An 18035-nucleotide genomic window follows, 5' to 3' on the forward strand; every position below is an offset into this window, starting at 1 on the left:
GGGTGGTTCAGGCTTGGCTGGCAGCGGAATCGGGGGTAGGCTTGGGCAGCGGCGGAGGCGGTGGCTCTGGTGGTTTGACTGGCTCGGGGATGGCCTCAGGCTCATGGGCGGCCGTGACAGGCGCAGCCTTGGGCGGCGGGGCCAGCTCTACCTGCAAGGTCTGTGGTGTAGGCTCAGGCAGTTCCATCTTCAATATGGGCAGCAACAGGCCTATCAAGCATGAAGTGCAAGCGAGGCAAGCACTGCCCACAGCAATGTGCGGTCGTGATTTGGCAAGGCAGTGGAAGCAGGCAGGGCAAGCACGATCATTCTTTTAAAGTTATTGAGGGCTTAGTGGCTTTTGAATACTTATTATGCGGGATGGGAATGTTTCATTAATGCTATTTTGCGCAATCCGGGAAATGTCGGGAATTATTCCCACTCAAGCGCAGGATAAAGCAGATTGATATTACGTCGATTCACCGCGTTAAACAGTTGCCAATTGCCGGATTCGGCCTGGGCTGCACTGTCCATGGTTTGTTCCATGGTTTTGCCTTGCTTGATGGCGGCACGTATATCTTCCAGCAACAGGTTCAAATAGCGCGCTTCATGATTCAGGGCGCTGGAAAAATCACGGGTCACTGGCCCATGCCCAGGCACTGCCTGCTTGATGTTCTTGAGTTGCTGTAGTTGATCTAGCGCCTTCAGCCAGCCTTTGATATCCCCATCCAGCGAGGGCGTGCGTTCTATAAACAGCAAATCGCCCGTCCATAAGGTGGCGGAGGTTTCATCGAAGACGGTCAGGTCGGTATTGGTATGGGCATTGGGGTAAGCCTGTAGCAGCAATTTGCGCTGGCCCAGGTCCAGCACCAAAGACTGCGCTACGCTGACGGTGGGCTTGATGATATCGCTGCCCACAAAGTCATCATGCAGCAACTGCTGGCCTTGTTTCAGATAGGCGGGCTTGCGTAACTCCATGGCATTGGCCAGCTTTTCATGGCCGATGAATTGCGGCTGGTCTGCAAGAAAAGCGGCGTTGCCAAAAATATGGTCAGGGTGAATATGGGTGTTGATGACATACAGTATGGGCAGCGCAGTAATTTCACGCAGGGCTGCACGTAAACGCTGACCTGTCTTGAGGCTGCCACCGGAGTCAATGACGGCCACGCCCTTGCTGCCGATGATGAAGCCAATATTGCTGATATCGCCATGGTAGCCATCATCCAAATCCTCGTGCACGCCATAGTGTACATAGACACCATTGGCCACCTGCTCCAAGCTGAAATCAGCCGCAACAACGGAGGCTGCAGCCAGCAGAAAAACCAGGCTGACTAATAGCTTGTAATAATAAGCGGGCTTGAAATGCATGTGGCAATCTTTAAGTGGCGGAAGACGCAAGCCTGCATGTTAAATGCCCATATACAAATCTGTAAACCTGAGATTGAACTTGAGAAGTATTGCAGCGTCTGAAACAATGCATTAAAAGAGGGTTTCTATAAGAAGTCTATAACTACAAGTCGTAAAAATACTATTGGAGAATGTATATGCAATTTGAACTCAAGCTCGCGGCCATCGCTTCTGCGCTGGTGTTTTCCAGTGCTGCTTTTGCTGCCCCTTTCGCTTATTCCACCAATGAAAAGTCTGGCACTGTGTCCATCATCGACACGCAAACCGATGAAGTGGTAGGCAGCTTTGAGGCGGGTAAAAAGCCTCGTGGCGCTGCAATTACCAATGACGGCAAATATATTTTTGTCAGTGACCAAAAGCAGAACTCTTTGCTGGTGATAGACCTTGCCAAGAAGTCCATCAGTGACAAAATCAAGCTGGAAGAATCCCCTGAAGGTGTAGGCATTTCCCATGACGGCAAGTGGATTTCTGCTGCCAATGAAGAAGACAACACCGTTTCTATTATTGACACCGCTACGCACAAAGTGAGCTACAAGGTAAAAATGCAGGGCAAAAACCCTGAGCATGCCGAGTTCAGCCCTGATGGCAAATGGTTGTATGTCAGCGCAGAAGAAGCCAAGTATGTCGATGTGGTGGATATTGCCAAGCGCACCTCCATCAAGCTGGTGGAAGTGGGCGACAGGCCCCGTGGCATAGGCTTCCTGCCTGATAGTTCACGCGCTTATGTGGCCAATGAGGCTGCAGGCACGGTGTCGGTGTTTGATACCAGCAAGCACGAAGTGATTGCCACTATCCCTGTAGGCAAGCGCTCCAACGGCGTGAAAGTCCTGCCTAATGGCAAAAAGGTGTATATCTCCAATGGCGGTGACGGCACTCTGTCTGTGATTGATACTGCCAGCAACAAGGTGACCGCGACTATTCCAGTAGGCAAGCGCCCCTGGAATATGGATGTAACGCCTGATGGCAAAAAGCTCTATGTTGCCAACGGCAAGTCCAACTCGGTTTCGGTGATTGATACTGAGCATGACAAGGCGCTCAAGGAAATTACCGTAGGTGATACACCTTGGGGTGTGTTTGTTCGGTAATATGTTGGCATAGCCAGCGCTTGAGGCGCTGGCATGAGTTTTATGCGTTGTTTTGTATGACCCTGGCCTCAGGTCTTGATGGACGCAAGACCTGAGCCGTTTGCATGTTGGAACCCAAATGAATCAAACCACCCGCTATACCAAAGTAGCTATCCTGCTGCATTGGCTCGTTGCCCTTGGCATCATCGCCCTGCTGGGGCTAGGGTGGTATATGAATGAGCTGCCCAAGGGCGGCCCCAAGGTCAGCAGTTTTGATCTGTTTGATCTGGGCTTGTACACCGTGCAGCTGTCGGAAGCTGCCTCACCTCGTACCTTCTACTTCAACCTGCATAAATCCATAGGCCTGACCGTGTTCTTCATCATAGGTCTGCGCGTGTATTGGCGCTTGATGCATCAGCCGCCTGCCTTGGCAGCCAGCCTCAAACGTTGGGAGCAGGTTGTGGCCCATGGCACGCATCACCTGCTGTATGTGCTGATGGTGCTGATGCCAGTGACAGGTATGCTCACCACGCTTTATAGCAAATATGGCCTAAACTGGTTTTCCATCCCGGTGCTGCCGGGGCTGGATGACCCTGCTTTGCGGGATTTCTTTGTGGCAGCGCATGAGCTTACGGCAACGCTGCTGGTGATTCTGATAGGCTTGCATATCGCGGCTGCCCTGAAGCACAGCCTGATAGACCGCGATGACACCATGAAGCGTATGTCTATATTCCGCTAAACATCGCTGCCGCCGCTCAAGCAAAAGGACGCATCCGCGTCCTTTTTTATTGCCTGTAGTCTGGGCGATTAGCGCAATGCCCTGCCTATCAATTCACAGTCTTTTAATTTACAGCTATTCAATTTACGGCAAGAGCATGTTCAAAGTGAGCACCTTCATTATCCGTGGCCTGAATTTCCAGTTTGCCGGGCTTGGGCGGGATAAAGCTGAAACGCAGGTAGGGGTCTTCACTGGTGCCCACGCCAAAATCAGCCTCTAACACTGGTTTGCCGTCATAGCTGAAACTGGCTTTGTTGATATAAAGCGCGGGGCGGAAGCCCTGCGAAACCAAATCGCGCTGCAAACCAGTAAACATGGGGTGCTTGATATTGAAGGTGGTCACTGTTGCCTGATTAAACTGCACTGGCGTTTCGACATTGAGCTTGATTTTGCCAGCATGGGCCAGCAGTTCTTTTTCCTCCGCCCCCAGCGTGCCGCCACAGCCACCAGAGGCGCGAATTTGTATGGCGGTCATATAGAGCTTGCCGTCAGCGGTTTCGCCTATGGCATGTACAAAGGAATCGGTTTCCAGACGGATACGTGTAGAAAGCTGCAACTGCCCTAGTAATTCAGACAAATGGTAAGTGGCCGCCAGCTGTATGGGGTTGGCATCAACAATGATATAAACAGACTTGATGGCATCAGGCGCATTCTGCGGCTTGTCTATGGTGAGCGTAATTGGCACCTGGGCGCCACTCTCCGCGCGCTTGGGTGCTGAAAGCTTGATGAAATCCACCTCTTCAATCTGGCGCTTGGGGAAGAAACCTTCCTTGATCACGGGCCAGATTTCGGCAGAAGCTTCGGCATGGGCGTGGCTGGCTGTGGTCAGCATGGTCACGCTGAGTAAAGTGGTTACAACAACGGCCTGGATACATTTCATGATGCTCTCCTCACGCTTTATTCAAGCAGCCCGTTCGGGTGATGGCTGTTGATGACAAGTCGAATAATGATGCTGTCTTGTCGACTAGCATACAACAGCAGGGGCCGACTGCACAGACAGTCGACCCCTGAATTTGAACGCCTAAAAACGCTGCAGTTTAGAACATATAAGTCGCGTTCAGACCCATCAGCCAGTTACGACCAGCAGAAGGTTCATAGTAGCGGCCATTGTTATCATTAACTCGTACTGAACCTATGTATTCCTTGTCGAAGATATTCTCTACACGCACATATTCGCTAAAGCGCCAGTGCTCTAGTTTCTGCTGGAAGCCAGCGCGAATATTGAAGATGGTATAGGAATTGGCAGACGCTGAGTTCAGATCGTCGGTATACACCTGACTATTGCGACGGCCTTCGAAAGCTGTGTTAAAGCCACTGGCTTGGTGCCTCCAAGCAACTTCACCATAAATCTGTGAACGATATGTGCCCGGGATATAGTTGCCAGAAGCCACTGTGCGAGAAGCGCCATTGACTGTATAGCTGTAACTGTCATCAAACTTGGCATCCAACAATGTGTAGGAGCCAAATAAGGAAATGTTGTTCTCGAATTTGGACTCAATCGAGAATTCGGCACCATTACGTCTGGTCTTGCTGGCGTTCATATAAGTGACGTTGTTGTTCAGATTCTGCTGAACCACAATTTCATCATCGGTGCGCACATGGAACAGGGTTAGGTTGGCAATGCTATTGCTCCCCAGGAAGACCTTGGTGCCGACTTCAAGATTACGGCTTTCACTTGGCTTGAGGCGCAAATTGGGGCCGGTAATCGGTGATACGGTAGCATAAGCTGCTTCAATGAAGGTCGGTGTTTCAAAGCCTTTGCCGTAGTTGGCATAAATATTCCAGGTAGGCGTTACCTTCCACACCGCACCCACTACTGGAGTGGTTTTCTCATATGTCACGCTGCCGCCATTGTCTCCGTTTGAGCCAGTGCCAGTAACAAAGTTATCATTCACTTCCAGTTTGACCTTGGTTCTCCGTGCACCCAGGTGCAAATCAAGGTTATCCAATACCGACCATTGTCCTTGCACATATTTATCGGAATTGGTGGCGATGTTTTCTTCGTCGCGATTCAGCGCAGTTGTCTTAATGCCATTGCTAGCACCAATGTCCATGCGGTCATCAGTCATCTTGGCATAGGTCAAACCCAAGCTCAGTGTATATGGACGATTGAGTAGCTGGCCTTGATTATTCCAGCGCAAATCTGTACCCCAGAATTCTCTATCAATCGAGCTGGCACGGCCTGCGCCTGTGGTTTGGCTGATGGAAAGGTATTGCTCATTCTTGCGATTACCTACATAGGAAATCAGGTTGATCGAATTGTTCTCGTTGATTTTATGCTCAAGGTTAAATCCAACCTGAGTTTGACTGCGCGATACACGCGTATTGGCGCGCAGTGCACTTGCTGCAGCCTGTTTGCGATCAGCACGTACTTCAGCTAGTTGTAGTCCCAAGGGATCATCGGCTTCTTGGTCGAACCAATTGATTAAGGTAGTAAGTTTGGTATCTTCATTGAGATTGAAGCGGAACTTGGCTGTACCTTGCTCTTTTTTGTTACTGCTGTGATCACGATAGCCATCGGAGGAATAGTTGGAGTAGTTGATCAAGTATTCCAGACCATCGGCATTACCAGCAGCACGCACGTTTTCACGTCTTGTGTCATAGCTGCCGAACAGAACTCCTGCCGACAGTTCATGGCCTTGTGGAGCATTTTCTGTAAATAGCTGCACCACGCCGCCAGATGAGTTGCCATAGAGTGCGGAGAAAGGACCACGCATGACTTCAATGCTTTGCATGGAACCGAGATCTACACTTCCTGGCTGACCACTACCATCAGGATAGGTGAGGGGAATCCCATCAACATACAGCCTGATACCCCGCACGCCAAATGATGAACGTGCACCAAAGCCGCGTGTAGAAATTTGTGGGTCTTGTGACATCTGGGTACGGTTTTGCGCCGTAATGCCGGGCACACGAATCAGGCTTTCTGAAAGCGTCATTTGTGCCTGGCCATCCTGAATGTTTTCCTTGGTCACCACATCAATTGCCACAGGCAGATCAAAGCTTTTTTGCGCTGCGCGCGTGGCGGTGACCACCACCGGGGAGACAACTTGCAGGGATTCTTTATTATCTGCAGCGCCTTCTTCTGCCATGGCGCTGGCATAAGGCCAGACACTGAGCACAGCCAGTGGAATGAGTTTGAGGTGGAATGTGTTCATGCTGGCTCCCCGCTACTTTCTTAGACACTTATTGGTAAAGGCGCCGAGCATAAGCGAATCAGCGGCGGCTGACCATCAGGATAATCATTAATTTGCGCTGTTAGCTTGTCACTAAAGCGCTACTGCGCTGAGATAAAGGTTTGCAGCGAGGTGGGCGTGGGCAGGTTGTCTATCACGCCGCGCTGGCGTATCAACAGGCTGGCGCTGGCACAGCCATGCTCTAGGGCGCGTGTGAGGTCAGAAGATTGCAGCAGGCTGGCCAGCAGGGCGCTGGCAAAGGCGTCACCTGCGCCCAGGCTGTCTACCACTGTGGTGCTATAAGCCGCATGCTCATGCCAGCTGCCGTCATCCAGCAAGGCGATGGCACCCTGGTCACCCAGGGTCAGAATCAGAGATTTGCCTGGGTAGCGCTGGGTGAATTGCAGTTCATGCAGCACATGTTGGGCAGCTTGGCGCGTAGCCAAGGCAGATTGATCGACTTGCAGCCAGGCTGCGGCTTCGCTCTGGTTCATGATCAGCACATCGCTGAGCGCAAGCATGCTGGGTGTGAGGGGTTTGAATGGGGAAGGGTTGAGTACGGTCAGGCGGCCTGCGGCTTGTGCCAGGGTAAAGGCCGCGCAAATCGCTGTCTCTGATGATTCAAAGCTGGCATACACCAGGCTGGCCTGTTGTATGGCGCTAGTCTGGGGTTGAATATGCTCAGCCGTCAGCAGGGCATTGGCGCCTGCATGCACGGTAATCTGGTTTTGGCCTGCCTCATCGATGAGTGCTACGCCGTGGCCGTTATATTCCCCCACGGTCACACGGTTGATATGCGTCAATTGATGCAGGCTGAGAATATCCTGGCACTGATGTTGCGAGAGTGGGGTAGTGCCACAAGGGATCAAGCCATGGAGCGGTATGCCCAGCTTGTGCAGGCCCAGCAACACATTTAAACCTTTGCCGCCAGTTTCGCAGTACAAGTCCAGGGCCTGTAACGATTCGCCGGGCTGGGGGAAGCGCCTGACAAAGTAAATTTGCGCCATCATCAAGCTGGCAAGCACAAATGCCGGGGCAGGGTTGGGCTTGAAGCTTGATAGCATTGGGTGTTATCCCTTCATTTTGACGCGATAGGCGTAGGCGTCACCACGGAAAGTACCTTCGACATATTCCAGCAATATGCCATCTGGCGAATAGCTACGGCGCTTGATCAGCAGGCAGGGCTGAGGGCTGGTGAAGCCAAAGGCCTGGTTTTCAATATCATTGGAAAGCACGGCCTCTACGGTTTGTTCACACCAGTCCAACGGGTGCTGACACTTTTGATTGATGACCTGATACACCGAGCCTTGTAAATCAGCCGTGGCCAGCTCTGGCAGGTGATGCAGGTTGTACCAGGCAACCTCGTGCGATAAGGGCTTATCGTCACCACAGCGTATACGCTCCAGCTTTAGCAGCGATGAGTTGGAGTTAAGGCCAAACATGGAGGCCATGCCTCTGTCATTGATAATGGCTTGGTCAAGAATGCGGGTGGAAGGCTTCATTCCCAGCTCCTGCATTTCCTGGGTAAAGCCCCGCAGCTTGAACATATGGGTGTCTAGCCGCCCTGGCGTCAGTACCGTGGTGCCGCCCTTGCGATTGCTGGTAATCAGCTTGCGGTTGCGTAGCTCCATATAGCCGCGCTTGATGGTGATCTTGCTGACACCTAGGGTTTCAGAGAATACGGTTTCTGTCGGTAGCTGTGTGCCCGGTTTGATATCGCCCTGAAGAATCAGGGTTTCAAGTTGCTGGAACAGCTGCGCGTACAGAGGCTCAGGAGCGTCTTTGTTCAGGGTGATCAGGCTGGGGATGGTGCTGGCGTGAGCTTTGGCGTTTTTCAATGGTGACAGACGTGGCAACTAAAATTCCAATGCATAGTAACGTCCTGACTCCCATGTGTCCAACAGGAATGTGGAGGCACTAGTGACATGAGCGTACTTATTTTTTGTCTTGCAGCACTGCGCAACCAGACCAAGCCCTGTATTGGCGGCGATCAAGAGTGGCTATGCAGGTGGGATTAAAAATCTGCATAGCGCCTGGCCTGAATGCGGTTTAAATAATCCCTTCCAGCACTTGCACCTGGACTTCAGTGCCAGCAGGTAAATTGCCTACTGCATCTTCCAGCACAATAAAGCAATTGGCCTCAGACATTGAGCGCAGAATGCCTGAGCCTTGATTGCCAGTGGGGCGTACTTGCCAGTGACCGTCTTCATCGGCAAACAAGATGCCGCGCTGAAACTCTGTACGGCCAGCCAGCTTGCGTATCGGTTCTACACAGATGGCCTTGAACAATGGCTGGCTGGGCAGGGGTGTTTGGCCCATAAGATGCAGCAATGCCTCGCGCACAAACTGATAGAAAGTCACCATCACCGCCACCGGGTTGCCAGGCAAGCCAAAGTAATGCGCATTACCCACTTTGCCGTAGCCAGTGGTCGACCTGGCTTCATGGCGATTTTCCAGAACACCACCTGGCCTAGTTTTTCCAGAATCTGTTTCATGAAATCGGCTTCACCTACCGATACGCCACCACTGGTCAGCACCACATCCGCCACGGTAGAGGCATGCAGCAAGGTAGCTTCCAACTGCGCGGGGTCGTCACCGACCACGCCCAGGTCTATCACGTCCACACCCAGGCGTTCCAGCATGCCATGCAGGGTGTAGCGATTGCTGTCGTAAATCTGACCCTGTTGCAGGGTTTGCCCTATGCTGACCAGCTCATCGCCCGTGGAAAAGAATGCCACACGCAGTTTGCGGTATACCTCCACCTCGCCTATACCTAGCGAGGCTATCAACCCCAGATCAGCGGCGCGCAGCATGCGGCCAGGTGCAAACACCGCTTGTCCTGCGCCTATGTCTTCACCTGCGTAGCGCACATTGGCTTGGGGTTTGGGCTGCTCAACGATGCTGAGCGTGTCGCCTGTCACTTCGGTACGCTCCTGCATGATGACGGTGTCTGCCCCCTCGGGAATTACCGCCCCCGTCATGATGCGGATGCATTGCCCGGCTTGCAGGGTGCCTGTGTAAGGTCGGCCAGCATAAGCAGTGCCGACAATAGTCAGGCTGGCGTTGCCTATATCGCGGCTGTGCAGGGCAAAACCATCCATGGCCGAGTTGTCGTGGCTGGGCACGTTGTGCGGCGAAAGAATATCGCTGGCAAGCACACGGCCTAGCGCGCTCTTCAGAGCCAGTTTTTCCGTGCGTTGTATGGGCTGCAGGTAATCGCGGATCAACTTTCTGGCCTGTAGCACAGGCAAAGAGTTAGGGTCGTAATCGTCCTGGCAGCTAATAAGCTGGTTTAATGTGGCGCGTGTCATGATGTTTGGCCTTGCATCCATTGCAAAATATAGTCAGCGATTGCCGCTGGGTCGTTGAGGTCTAGCCGGGGTATGGCGCTGGTTTCAGCGAGCGCTACGTCGCTGGCGATGGCCATGATGCTGCTGTCGGTGCTGGCCAGTAGCGGATAGCCCAAGCTAGGGCGGTGCACCTCGATCTTGGCAATATCTGCCTGCTTGAAACCTTCTACCAGCACCAGGTCTATTGCCGAAGCATCCAGCTGTGGCAGCAGCTCAGCCAGGCTGACCTCGGCGGCAGGGTTGGGCAGGCGCTGGCGTTCTGTCATCAAGGCCCAGCGTATATCCGAGCCTACCAGGGTTTGCACTGCGCCTGCTTCACGCAGGCGATAACTATCCTTGCCCGGCTTGTCCACATCAAACTGGTGATGGGCATGCTTGATCATGGAAAGCCTGATGCCACGCTGCTGTAGCGCTGGAATCAGTTGGGTCAATAAAGTGGTCTTGCCTGAGCCGCTGCCATAAGCGCATATGCCCAGCACTGGGCGGGGATACGGCAGGGTTGCGGATGCCGAGGTCACGCGGCCTGTTCCAGCCACTGCAGTTCTTCCGGGGTGTTGATGTTGGCAAAAGCCAGGGCCTGGTCGGTGAATGAGACGGCCACCGTATCCAGCGTTGCCATCCAGTCACCCACTTTGCGCCCACCTGCTTGCAGGTATTGTTCAAGCCCGGGCAGCAATGAACGGCGGCACAGACAGAATACCGGGTGATTTTGCTGCCCGGTTTTGGCAAACGCCAGATCGGCATCCCGCTCAATCAAGCCATTCATCAGCCTCTTGGCCAATTGCGGCGGCAACAGCGGGGAATCACAGGGCACGGTCAATACATAAGGGTGGCTAGCCTGCTGCAAGCCTGCATGCAGGCCAGCCAGTGGCCCGGCAAAGCCGCTGATGGCATCTTCTATCACCGGGTAACCTAGTTGCTGATATTGCGCCAGCTCACGATTGGCGCTGATGAGGATTTCATCCACTTGCGGGCTCAGGCGTTGCAGCACGTGGGAAATCATGGCTTGGCCCTGGAAATTCACCCAGCCTTTATCTTGTCCGCCCATGCGTTTGCCCTGGCCACCTGCCAGGACGATGCCAGTGATGCTCATAAATTTGGTCACTTTATCGGTGGAATGTCAGCTAGCGCTTGCCACCAGAAATTGAAAAGCTAAATTTTACTTGAATTCAGTGAGGGGCTATAGCGGGACAATGGTAATTGTCGGGTGGTGCGCATTGTGCGCAAATAGCTAGCCACCAGTTTGCGACATAAAGCGTATCACCGCTGGGGCCTGGCGCTGCAAATCAAAATCGTGACCCTTGGGCTTGACTCGCATGGAAGCCAAAATGGCCTCTATCAAAGGCGTATCGTCGTTAGGATAAGCGCGCAGCAAAGGCATGAGGTCTACGCGATCTTCCTGTCCCAGGCATAGATAAAGCTCACCTTTGCAGGTGATACGCACGCGGTTGCAGGCCTCACAGAAATTATGGCTATGCGGAGAAATAAACCTATGCGGGTGTTGGCATGCGCTACCCGCCAGTACTTGGCCGGGCCGCCTGTGCTCTCAGCACTGCTGATCAAGGGGAAATGGCCTTGCAACAGCTTGAGTGTGGCCTGGTTGCTGACATAGGTCGAATCACGCTGATGATCGACTGCACCCAGCGGCATTTCCTCAATAAAGGCGATATCCAGCCCCTGGGCGATGGCAAAGTCAACCAGCGGAATCGCTTCATCATCATTGATGCCACGCATCAATACCGTATTCAGCTTGATATTGGCAAAGCCTGCGGCCTGAGCCGCCTCTATGCCGCGCAAGACCTTGCTCAAGTCACCGACGCGGGTAATCTTGCGAAAGCGTTCTGGGTCCAGACTATCGACGCTGATATTGATGCGGCTGAGTCCGGCCTGTTTCAGTGGCTGGGCAAAATGCTCAAGTTGCGAGCCGTTGGTGGTCATCACCAGTTCTTTCAAACCCGGTAAATGCCCAATCTCTTCAAACAGGGACAAAGCATTCTTACGCACCAAGGGCTCACCCCCGGTAATACGTACCTTGCTGACGCCCAGTGCCACAAATACTTTGACCAGGCGCGCACATTCTTCCAGCGTTAATACTTCTTCCCTGGGCAAAAAGCTCATGTCTTCACTCATGCAATACACGCAGCGGAAATCGCAGCGATCCGTAATGGAAAGCCGGATGTAATCAACCCGTCGACCAAACTGGTCTATCAGTTGATGAGCTTGCTCGGTGTAAGCATGGTATGGTTAGAAATAACGCCTCAGGGTGTTAGGTAAATATGGGGGTGATTGCCTATGATACAAGCCGCAATGCTTTAAAGAAGCTGGATTGCAAAGAGGCTGGATTGCTCAAAGAAACTGGATTGTAAGTCTAGCTTCTAGTATAAACAATGCCTGAACCATGCTTTTGAACTGCCATACCTGTTCTGACTGACTTGCTATCTGGAAATTCCACTATGAGTACTATCAGCATCAAAATTCGTTTGCCGCATCAACATCTTGTGGCCATAGGCCCAGGCAAGGCCGATCTGCTGGAAGCGATAGGCCGTAGCGGATCAATCTCCGCAGGTGCGCGTGAAATGGGCATGTCATATAAGCGCGCCTGGGATCTGGTAGATGCCATGAACAAAAGCTTCCGTCAGCCCCTGGTGTCTACCGCAACGGGAGGTAGCCATGGCGGGGGTGCCAAGGTAACTGAATTTGGCCAGGAAGTGCTTGAACGCTATCGGCAGCTGGAGCAGATCGCCAGTCAAAGCATAGCGTCTGAGGCTCAGGCGCTCTCAGCATTGCTTCAGCCTGTTTAGTGCCTAGCTGCGTGCGCAGCCATCCATCACCCTAAAGCTTATTCTTGCCTGATAAATAGGCGGAAGCTTTCTCGTCTATCCATCGCCCGACTGCCAGACCATAGTAACTGCCATTCTGGCCCCGGCGTCATGCTGGGGTGGCTGCGGTCTTCCTGAATCAAATACAACTTACACTGCGGTTTGGCGGCGTTGAGGCTGGCCTGCGGCTGTAGACGTAAGCCAGTGTAATAGTCTAGCAGTGCCGTCTGCGCCAGACCCACGCCATAGCTGTTGATGCAGTGCTGCCCGGCTGGCATGGCTTGCTGCAGCGGCTTCATCACATGTTTGTAGCCACGTGCATTGTCTATCCAGGGTAACCACAGACTCATCAACAAACCCCATGCCATGGTCATGCCCACGGCCCAGTTGGTAATGGCACCACGGTTGGAGCGTTTGCTGTTGGCAATGACAAATAACCAGATAATGGTGACCGTCAGCCCGGCAGCCAGAGCCGGGAAGTTCAGATGAGCTTCCTGCGTGGCGGCGAGGAACTGCATACGCTCTGCAATTTTGGCTGGCTTGCCAGTCAACATGGCAAACCATCCCAACCAAATCAAGGAGCCCATGAGGCCAAACAGCAACATGCCAAACCAGTCCAGTGCACCCGCTGCTCCGCGCTTGAGCGTTTCTACGCTGCCGCCAGCCAGGGCCGCAAGTGGCAATAACAAGGGCAGGATTTGAATTTCACGGCGCTCGAAGGCAAAGCCTATGAGCAACAGGCTGACAAAAAAGAACACCAACAGCAGTTGCAGCTTGGGTTTTTGCAGCAGCACAGCGCGGTAGCGCCAGGCACCCCAGGCTGCTATGGGCAAGGCAGGCCAGGAGAACCATAGCAAGGTGCGGCTGATATAGAGGTGATTAATGGTGGCAGGCCCGGCCAGCAGCGTTTGCCACCACAGGCTTAGCTGCGCAGGCTCGTAATAAGACATCAGCAAGGGCCAGATCACTAGCCAGGGGCTGGCCACTAACAGGCTCAGGCCACTCACGATGGCAAAGCTCTTGCTGCGCCATTGGCTGAATAGTGCAGGCAATAAAGCCATGGTCAGGATGACGATTAAAGCACTAGCAGGCCCGGTTGCGAGAAAACTCAGACCTATGCCACTGCCAAGCAAAGCCGCGGCACGGAAGGGGCGGCGCTTGGCGAGTGCCAGGGCATACAGCGCCATGGCCAGCCCGGCCAGGCCAGCGACCTGGGGCATCAATAAGTGCGCAGAAGCTACCAGGCCAATGGAGGCAATGAAAATAAAGGTAATCTGCCTGCCTATGCCCACGCCCCAAAGCTCACGCCCCAGCATACCCACCATCAGCAGGGTGATAGCCATCCATAGGCTATTGATCAGCCTAGCGCCATCGTGCATGGGCAGAATGGCGGAGAATAGCTTGGCACTGGCGGCCGCACTCCAGTAGTACAGTGGTGGATACTCTATGCCATGTTGACCAGCGGCAATTGGCGTCAATAGGTGCTCACCCTGGGTCATATGCTTGACGATGCTGATGGTTTGCGCCTCGTCTGGTTTCCAGGGTTCATGGCCAATCAGGCCAACGAAAATCCAGGCAATGCAGAGCAGCAGCAGCAGGTGTGTCTTGGCCCTTTCACCAACGCGCGCACGCGGGGTGGCCAGGTGTGCCTGCCAATCATGCTCAAGCTCAAATGCCATGGAAATCCTTTTTTATTCGGTTTTGTTCAAACGCCAATCCCGTTTATTACTGGCAATATCAGGGTGGCTGGTGCAGCCTGGGGATATTGTATAAAACAAATCCCAGAAAAAACAAAAAAGGCAGCCCAGGCTGCCTTTTGATCAAAAATAAGCGTTGATAGCTTACATGCCGTATTTTTGACGGAACTTCTCAACACGACCAGCAGTATCAAGAATCTTCTGCTTACCAGTGTAGAAAGGATGGGACTGGGAAGAAACTTCGATCTTGATCAGTGGGTATTCCTTACCGTCTGTCCACTTGATGGTTTCTTTAGCTGCAATAGTGGAGCGGGTTACGAAGCTGAAATCAGCACCGATGTCTTGGAATACAACTTCACGATATTCTGGATGAATGCCGGGTTTCATAGTGTTTGCCTCAGTTTTGCCGGTTTGTGCGGCGGGTGTATAGATGTGTACGGGTTCCGCCAATTGCGGAAAGACCGGGATTATAGTAAGCCTGTCAATAAATTGCAAGACTGTTGAATGGCTTAGCCTCTGCGCATGGAGTCGAAGAAGTCGGCGTTGTTCTTGGTGGCCTTGAGCTTGTCGAGCAGGAATTCCATCGCCTCAAGGTCGTCCATGGGGTACAGCAGTTTACGCAGCACCCAGATTTTTTGCAGCACGTCTTTTTCTATCAGCAGTTCTTCACGGCGGGTGCCAGACTTGTTGACGTTGATGGCAGGGTAGATGCGCTTTTCAGTCATGCGTCTATCCAGATGTAGCTCGGAATTACCAGTACCCTTGAATTCTTCGTAGATCACATCATCCATGCGTGAGCCAGTATCGACCAGGGCCGTACCTATGATGGTGAGTGAGCCACCTTCTTCAATATTACGCGCCGCGCCAAAGAAGCGCTTGGGGCGTTGCAGGGCATTGGCATCCACACCACCCGTCAGCACCTTGCCAGAAGCAGGAACTACGGTGTTGTAGGCGCGGGCCAGTCGGGTAATGGAGTCCAGCAGGATAACCACGTCTTTTTTGTGCTCAACCAGACGCTTGGCTTTTTCCAGCACCATTTCTGCGACTTGTACGTGACGGGTGGCAGGTTCATCGAAAGTCGATGCCACTACTTCGCCACGCACAGAGCGCGTCATTTCTGTTACTTCTTCCGGGCGCTCGTCTATCATCAAAACGATGAGTACAACATCGGGATGGTTGGCGGTAATCGCATGGGCGATATGCTGCATCATCACGGTTTTACCGGATTTGGGCGGGGCTACCAGCAGTGCGCGCTGGCCCTTGCTATAGGCGCAATCATGTCGATGACGCGGCCTGTGATGTTTTCTTCACCACGGATGTCACGTTCAAGCACTAGTGGCTTGGTCGGGAACAATGGGGTGAGGTTTTCAAACAGTATCTTGTGCTTGCTGTTTTCCGGGGCTTCGCCGTTGACGCTATCTACCTTGACCAGTGCGAAATAACGCTCGCCATCCTTGGGTGTGCGAATCTCGCCTTGTATGGTGTCGCCAGTATGCAGATTGAAGCGGCGAATCTGGGAAGGGGAGACATAAATGTCATCCGGCCCGGCCAGATAGGAAGTATCTGGTGAACGCAGGAAACCAAAACCATCCTGCAGCACTTCCAGAGTACCGTCACCGTAGATGCTGTCACCCTTCTTGGCCTTGTTCTTGAGAATGGCAAAGATCAGGTCTTGCTTGCGTATGCGGCTGGCACCCTCAATCTCGTTGGCAATGGCCATCTCGACTAGTTCAGTGACAGGAAGGTGCTTTAGGTCGGATAAGTGCATAGGGAGGGCTCGTTGGGTCGAAGCAAAGCGGAAAACGGGGATTGATTTGAAGGTGTGGGCGCCAGGGCCCCGGAACTGGAATCAGGAATGATCCGGGAAGGAACCTGGCGTCAGGGTAGCGTTATTAAATATTGCTGTCAATGAAAGCGGTCAGTTGCGATTTGGACAGTGCGCCTACCTTGGTGGCTTCGACATTACCGTTCTTGAACAGCATCAGGGTAGGAATACCGCGAATGCCATACTTGGGTGGTGTGTTCTGGTTGTCGTCAATGTTGAGCTTCGCAATCTTGAGGCGACCAGCGTACTCTTTGGAAATCTCGTCCAGAATGGGAGCGATCATTTTGCAAGGGCCACACCACTCCGCCCAGTAATCTACCAGTACGGGAACCTGTGATTGCAGGACTTCCTGGTCGAAATTGTCGTCGCTGATATGGGTAATATGTTCGCTCATGTGAACCTCTAGAAAATGGCTAGAAAATGGATATTTACGCCGTGCTGCTGTGGCATTGCCAGCAAAGAGCCTGGGTTAGCCAGGGCGGCAGACAGGCAATTCCGTTATCCTAGCGAAAAAAATCTCTCAAGTGAAGTCTTGTATGCAGGCATGGATATTGCAGAGCAGCATTGATTTTTGATGAAACGATGGCTGGATATGATGCGTGATGACCAGTTCTATGCGAATGCAGGATGATGGAGAAAATTTTGGACGCATTCCAGTTCAAGGCTGAACCCGGTGCTAATGGCAAGGTGTTTTCCCATTATGAGGGTTTCAAATTACATAGCGCCTTTCAGCCTATTTACAGCTTGTCGCACTGCCGCATTGTCGGCTACGAGGGCTTGCTGCGCGCTTCAGAAGGCCGCAGGCAACTTTCTCCCTACCAGATATTTTCACTGGCGAGAGACGAAGCCAGCATTGTGCATCTGGATAGACTTTCACGTGCGCTGCATCTGAAAAACTATTGCAGCATGAGCACTGAAGATGCGGGTTGGCTGTTTCTCAATGTAGATCCGCGCGTGATCGTGCAGGGCAAGCACTATGGTTCTTTCTTCCAGCAATTACTGGAACACAACCAGATGCCGCCAGAGCGTGTGGTGGTGGAAATCATGGAGGGTGCCATTGATGATGAAATGCAGTTGTCTGAATCCGTGGGCTTCTACAAGGATCTGGGCTGTCTGGTGGCGATTGATGACTTTGGTGCGGGGCAATCCAATTTTGAACGCATCTGGCGGCTAGCCCCAGATATCGTCAAGCTCGATCGCTCCATGATAGTGCAGGCCATGCAAAAGCCCATGGCAAGAAGGCTGCTGCCCGGTATTGTTTCCCTGATTCACGAGGCTGGCAGCCTGGTGCTGATCGAAGGCGTGGAAACCATAGACGAAGCGCTGGTGGCGATGGAGACTGATGTTGATCTGGTGCAAGGGCATTATTTTGGCATGCCTTCCAACCTGCTGGGAGAAGAGCATGGTGCCGCCAGAATCACCAATCTGTTCCAGCAATATCAAATGGCCTCCTCGCTTGATGCCAGCCAGAAATGCCAGGCTTATTATCGCGGCGCCTTTATGGATGCGGTACACAAGCTACAGGCTGGGGTGGTACCGGAGATTGCCTATAACAAATTACTCACACTGCATGGCGCAGACCGTTGCTATATGCTGGATCAGCAAGGGGTGCAGGTGGGTGCCAGTTGCATGGCGGTTGTGGATAGGCAGGGGCAGGTGGCAGATCTACGCTACCAGCCACTGGCTGAGGCAGAAGGGGCCATCTGGTCCAGAAGGCCTTATTTGCGTAGAGCACTGCAAAACCCCGGCTCGCTACAAATGACGCGACCTTATCTTTCCATTGCGACAGGCACTTTGTGCGTGACTTTATCCATGGCCATAGTGCTGAATGGCCAGGTCAATGTGCTGTGTTTTGACATCCACTGGGTGGAAGATCGATTTGTTGCAAAATAGGGCGTGACTTCATGCATGCGCACTTTAATGGTGCACATGCATGAGTT

General features: G+C 52.8%; 16 protein-coding genes and 3 pseudogenes. 5 read left to right on the forward strand and 14 right to left on the reverse strand.

The features are described 5' to 3' along the window. Positions 1-7 precede the first annotated feature (7 nt). The gene (locus JCM2850_RS21570) at positions 8-217 is read right to left on the reverse strand and encodes a hypothetical protein (RefSeq protein WP_051525282.1); all 210 of its coding nucleotides are present in this window, start codon (positions 215-217) and stop codon (positions 8-10) included. 194 nt (positions 218-411) lie between these two features. After that, positions 412-1347, reverse strand: coding sequence for a quinoprotein relay system zinc metallohydrolase 2 (locus JCM2850_RS05020; protein WP_025870206.1), 936 nt, complete (start codon positions 1345-1347; stop codon positions 412-414). 176 nt (positions 1348-1523) lie between these two features. On the opposite strand from JCM2850_RS05020, the gene JCM2850_RS05025 reads away from it, so the two are divergent. Together JCM2850_RS05025 and JCM2850_RS05030 are read left to right on the forward strand one after the other, a co-directional pair. Next, positions 1524-2471 (forward strand): beta-propeller fold lactonase family protein, encoded by a 948-nt coding sequence (locus JCM2850_RS05025; RefSeq protein WP_051525283.1) that lies wholly within the window; start codon positions 1524-1526, stop codon positions 2469-2471. 118 nt (positions 2472-2589) lie between these two features. Further along, a complete protein-coding gene (locus JCM2850_RS05030) occupies positions 2590-3189 on the forward strand; it encodes a cytochrome b (protein WP_025870210.1) in 600 nt (199 codons plus the stop codon). Between the two features lie 118 nt (positions 3190-3307). Here the strand turns inward: JCM2850_RS05030 and JCM2850_RS05035 are convergent, their stop codons facing one another. The 8 genes and pseudogenes from JCM2850_RS05035 to moaA form a co-directional block, all read right to left on the reverse strand. Beyond that, entirely contained in the window at positions 3308-4108 is an 801-nt protein-coding gene (locus tag JCM2850_RS05035) for a quinoprotein dehydrogenase-associated SoxYZ-like carrier (RefSeq protein WP_025870212.1), read from the reverse strand. Between the two features lie 157 nt (positions 4109-4265). Then, positions 4266-6386 (reverse strand): TonB-dependent receptor family protein, encoded by a 2121-nt coding sequence (locus JCM2850_RS05040; RefSeq protein WP_025870214.1) that lies wholly within the window; start codon positions 6384-6386, stop codon positions 4266-4268. A 119-nt stretch (positions 6387-6505) separates the two neighbouring features. Further along, positions 6506-7468, reverse strand: a complete 963-nt coding sequence (locus JCM2850_RS05045; protein ID WP_025870216.1) for a PfkB family carbohydrate kinase — start codon at positions 7466-7468, stop codon at positions 6506-6508. Between the two features lie 6 nt (positions 7469-7474). Then, complete coding sequence (locus JCM2850_RS05050; RefSeq protein WP_025870218.1) at positions 7475-8260, reverse strand: GntR family transcriptional regulator; 786 nt, start codon at positions 8258-8260, stop codon at positions 7475-7477. Between the two features lie 193 nt (positions 8261-8453). Beyond that, a pseudogene (gene moeA / locus JCM2850_RS17235) lies at positions 8454-9715 on the reverse strand (molybdopterin molybdotransferase MoeA). Then, positions 9712-10272, reverse strand: coding sequence for a molybdopterin-guanine dinucleotide biosynthesis protein B (gene mobB, locus JCM2850_RS05060; protein WP_025870220.1), 561 nt, complete (start codon positions 10270-10272; stop codon positions 9712-9714). Before mobB ends, moeA begins: the two are co-directional and overlap by 4 nt. Further along, complete coding sequence (mobA, locus tag JCM2850_RS05065) at positions 10269-10847, reverse strand: molybdenum cofactor guanylyltransferase MobA (RefSeq protein WP_025870222.1); 579 nt, start codon at positions 10845-10847, stop codon at positions 10269-10271. Before mobA ends, mobB begins: the two co-directional genes overlap by 4 nt. Before the next feature lie 138 nt (positions 10848-10985). Beyond that, positions 10986-11965, reverse strand: a pseudogene (gene moaA / locus JCM2850_RS17240) (GTP 3',8-cyclase MoaA). A gap of 242 nt (positions 11966-12207) precedes the next feature. Here moaA and JCM2850_RS05075 point away from each other — a divergent pair. Continuing rightward, positions 12208-12555, forward strand: a complete 348-nt coding sequence (locus JCM2850_RS05075; RefSeq protein WP_025870224.1) for a winged helix-turn-helix domain-containing protein — start codon at positions 12208-12210, stop codon at positions 12553-12555. A gap of 38 nt (positions 12556-12593) precedes the next feature. On the opposite strand, the gene JCM2850_RS05080 is transcribed toward JCM2850_RS05075, so the two are convergent. After that, a complete protein-coding gene (locus JCM2850_RS05080; protein ID WP_025870226.1) occupies positions 12594-14252 on the reverse strand; it encodes an ArnT family glycosyltransferase in 1659 nt (552 codons plus the stop codon). On the opposite strand from JCM2850_RS05080, the gene JCM2850_RS21575 reads away from it, so the two are divergent. Beyond that, on the forward strand, positions 14232-14393 hold the full coding sequence (locus JCM2850_RS21575; protein WP_159105127.1) for a hypothetical protein: 162 nt from the start codon (positions 14232-14234) through the stop codon (positions 14391-14393). The two genes, JCM2850_RS05080 and JCM2850_RS21575, sit on opposite strands and share 21 nt — an antisense overlap. Positions 14394-14414: 21 nt before the next feature. Here the strand turns inward: JCM2850_RS21575 and JCM2850_RS05085 are convergent, their stop codons facing one another. The 3 genes and pseudogenes from JCM2850_RS05085 to trxA form a co-directional block, all read right to left on the reverse strand. Continuing rightward, positions 14415-14657, reverse strand: a complete 243-nt coding sequence (locus tag JCM2850_RS05085; protein WP_025870228.1) for a type B 50S ribosomal protein L31 — start codon at positions 14655-14657, stop codon at positions 14415-14417. A gap of 122 nt (positions 14658-14779) precedes the next feature. Further along, positions 14780-16038: pseudogene (rho, locus tag JCM2850_RS17245) on the reverse strand (transcription termination factor Rho). 124 nt (positions 16039-16162) lie between these two features. Beyond that, positions 16163-16489, reverse strand: coding sequence for a thioredoxin TrxA (gene trxA / locus JCM2850_RS05095; RefSeq protein WP_025870230.1), 327 nt, complete (start codon positions 16487-16489; stop codon positions 16163-16165). Positions 16490-16737: 248 nt separating this feature from the next. On the opposite strand from trxA, the gene JCM2850_RS05100 reads away from it, so the two are divergent. Next, positions 16738-17988, forward strand: coding sequence for a sensor domain-containing phosphodiesterase (locus JCM2850_RS05100; RefSeq protein WP_234406103.1), 1251 nt, complete (start codon positions 16738-16740; stop codon positions 17986-17988). Positions 17989-18035: the final 47 nt, after the last annotated feature.

It is taken from the genome of Methylobacillus glycogenes JCM 2850 (assembly GCF_000617925.1).
In the GTDB taxonomy this organism is placed as follows: Bacteria; Pseudomonadota; Gammaproteobacteria; order Burkholderiales; family Methylophilaceae; genus Methylobacillus; species Methylobacillus glycogenes.

Bases quoted from the DNA above. Each gene is read 5' to 3' on its own strand.
- JCM2850_RS05030 (WP_025870210.1), top strand. From the start codon at position 2,590: ATGAATCAAACCACCCGCTATACCAAAGTAGCTATCCTGCTGCATTGG.
- JCM2850_RS21575 (WP_159105127.1), top strand. From the start codon at position 14,232: ATGCTCAAGCTCAAATGCCATGGAAATCCTTTTTTATTCGGTTTTGTT.
- JCM2850_RS05035 (WP_025870212.1), bottom strand. From the start codon at position 4,108: ATGAAATGTATCCAGGCCGTTGTTGTAACCACTTTACTCAGCGTGACC.
- JCM2850_RS05085 (WP_025870228.1), bottom strand. From the start codon at position 14,657: ATGAAACCCGGCATTCATCCAGAATATCGTGAAGTTGTATTCCAAGAC.
- JCM2850_RS05040 (WP_025870214.1), bottom strand. From the start codon at position 6,386: ATGAACACATTCCACCTCAAACTCATTCCACTGGCTGTGCTCAGTGTC.
- trxA (WP_025870230.1), bottom strand. From the start codon at position 16,489: ATGAGCGAACATATTACCCATATCAGCGACGACAATTTCGACCAGGAA.
- JCM2850_RS05075 (WP_025870224.1), top strand. From the start codon at position 12,208: ATGAGTACTATCAGCATCAAAATTCGTTTGCCGCATCAACATCTTGTG.
- JCM2850_RS05020 (WP_025870206.1), bottom strand. From the start codon at position 1,347: ATGCATTTCAAGCCCGCTTATTATTACAAGCTATTAGTCAGCCTGGTT.
- JCM2850_RS05025 (WP_051525283.1), top strand. From the start codon at position 1,524: ATGCAATTTGAACTCAAGCTCGCGGCCATCGCTTCTGCGCTGGTGTTT.
- JCM2850_RS05045 (WP_025870216.1), bottom strand. From the start codon at position 7,468: ATGCTATCAAGCTTCAAGCCCAACCCTGCCCCGGCATTTGTGCTTGCC.
- mobA (WP_025870222.1), bottom strand. From the start codon at position 10,847: ATGAGCATCACTGGCATCGTCCTGGCAGGTGGCCAGGGCAAACGCATG.
- JCM2850_RS05080 (WP_025870226.1), bottom strand. From the start codon at position 14,252: ATGGCATTTGAGCTTGAGCATGATTGGCAGGCACACCTGGCCACCCCG.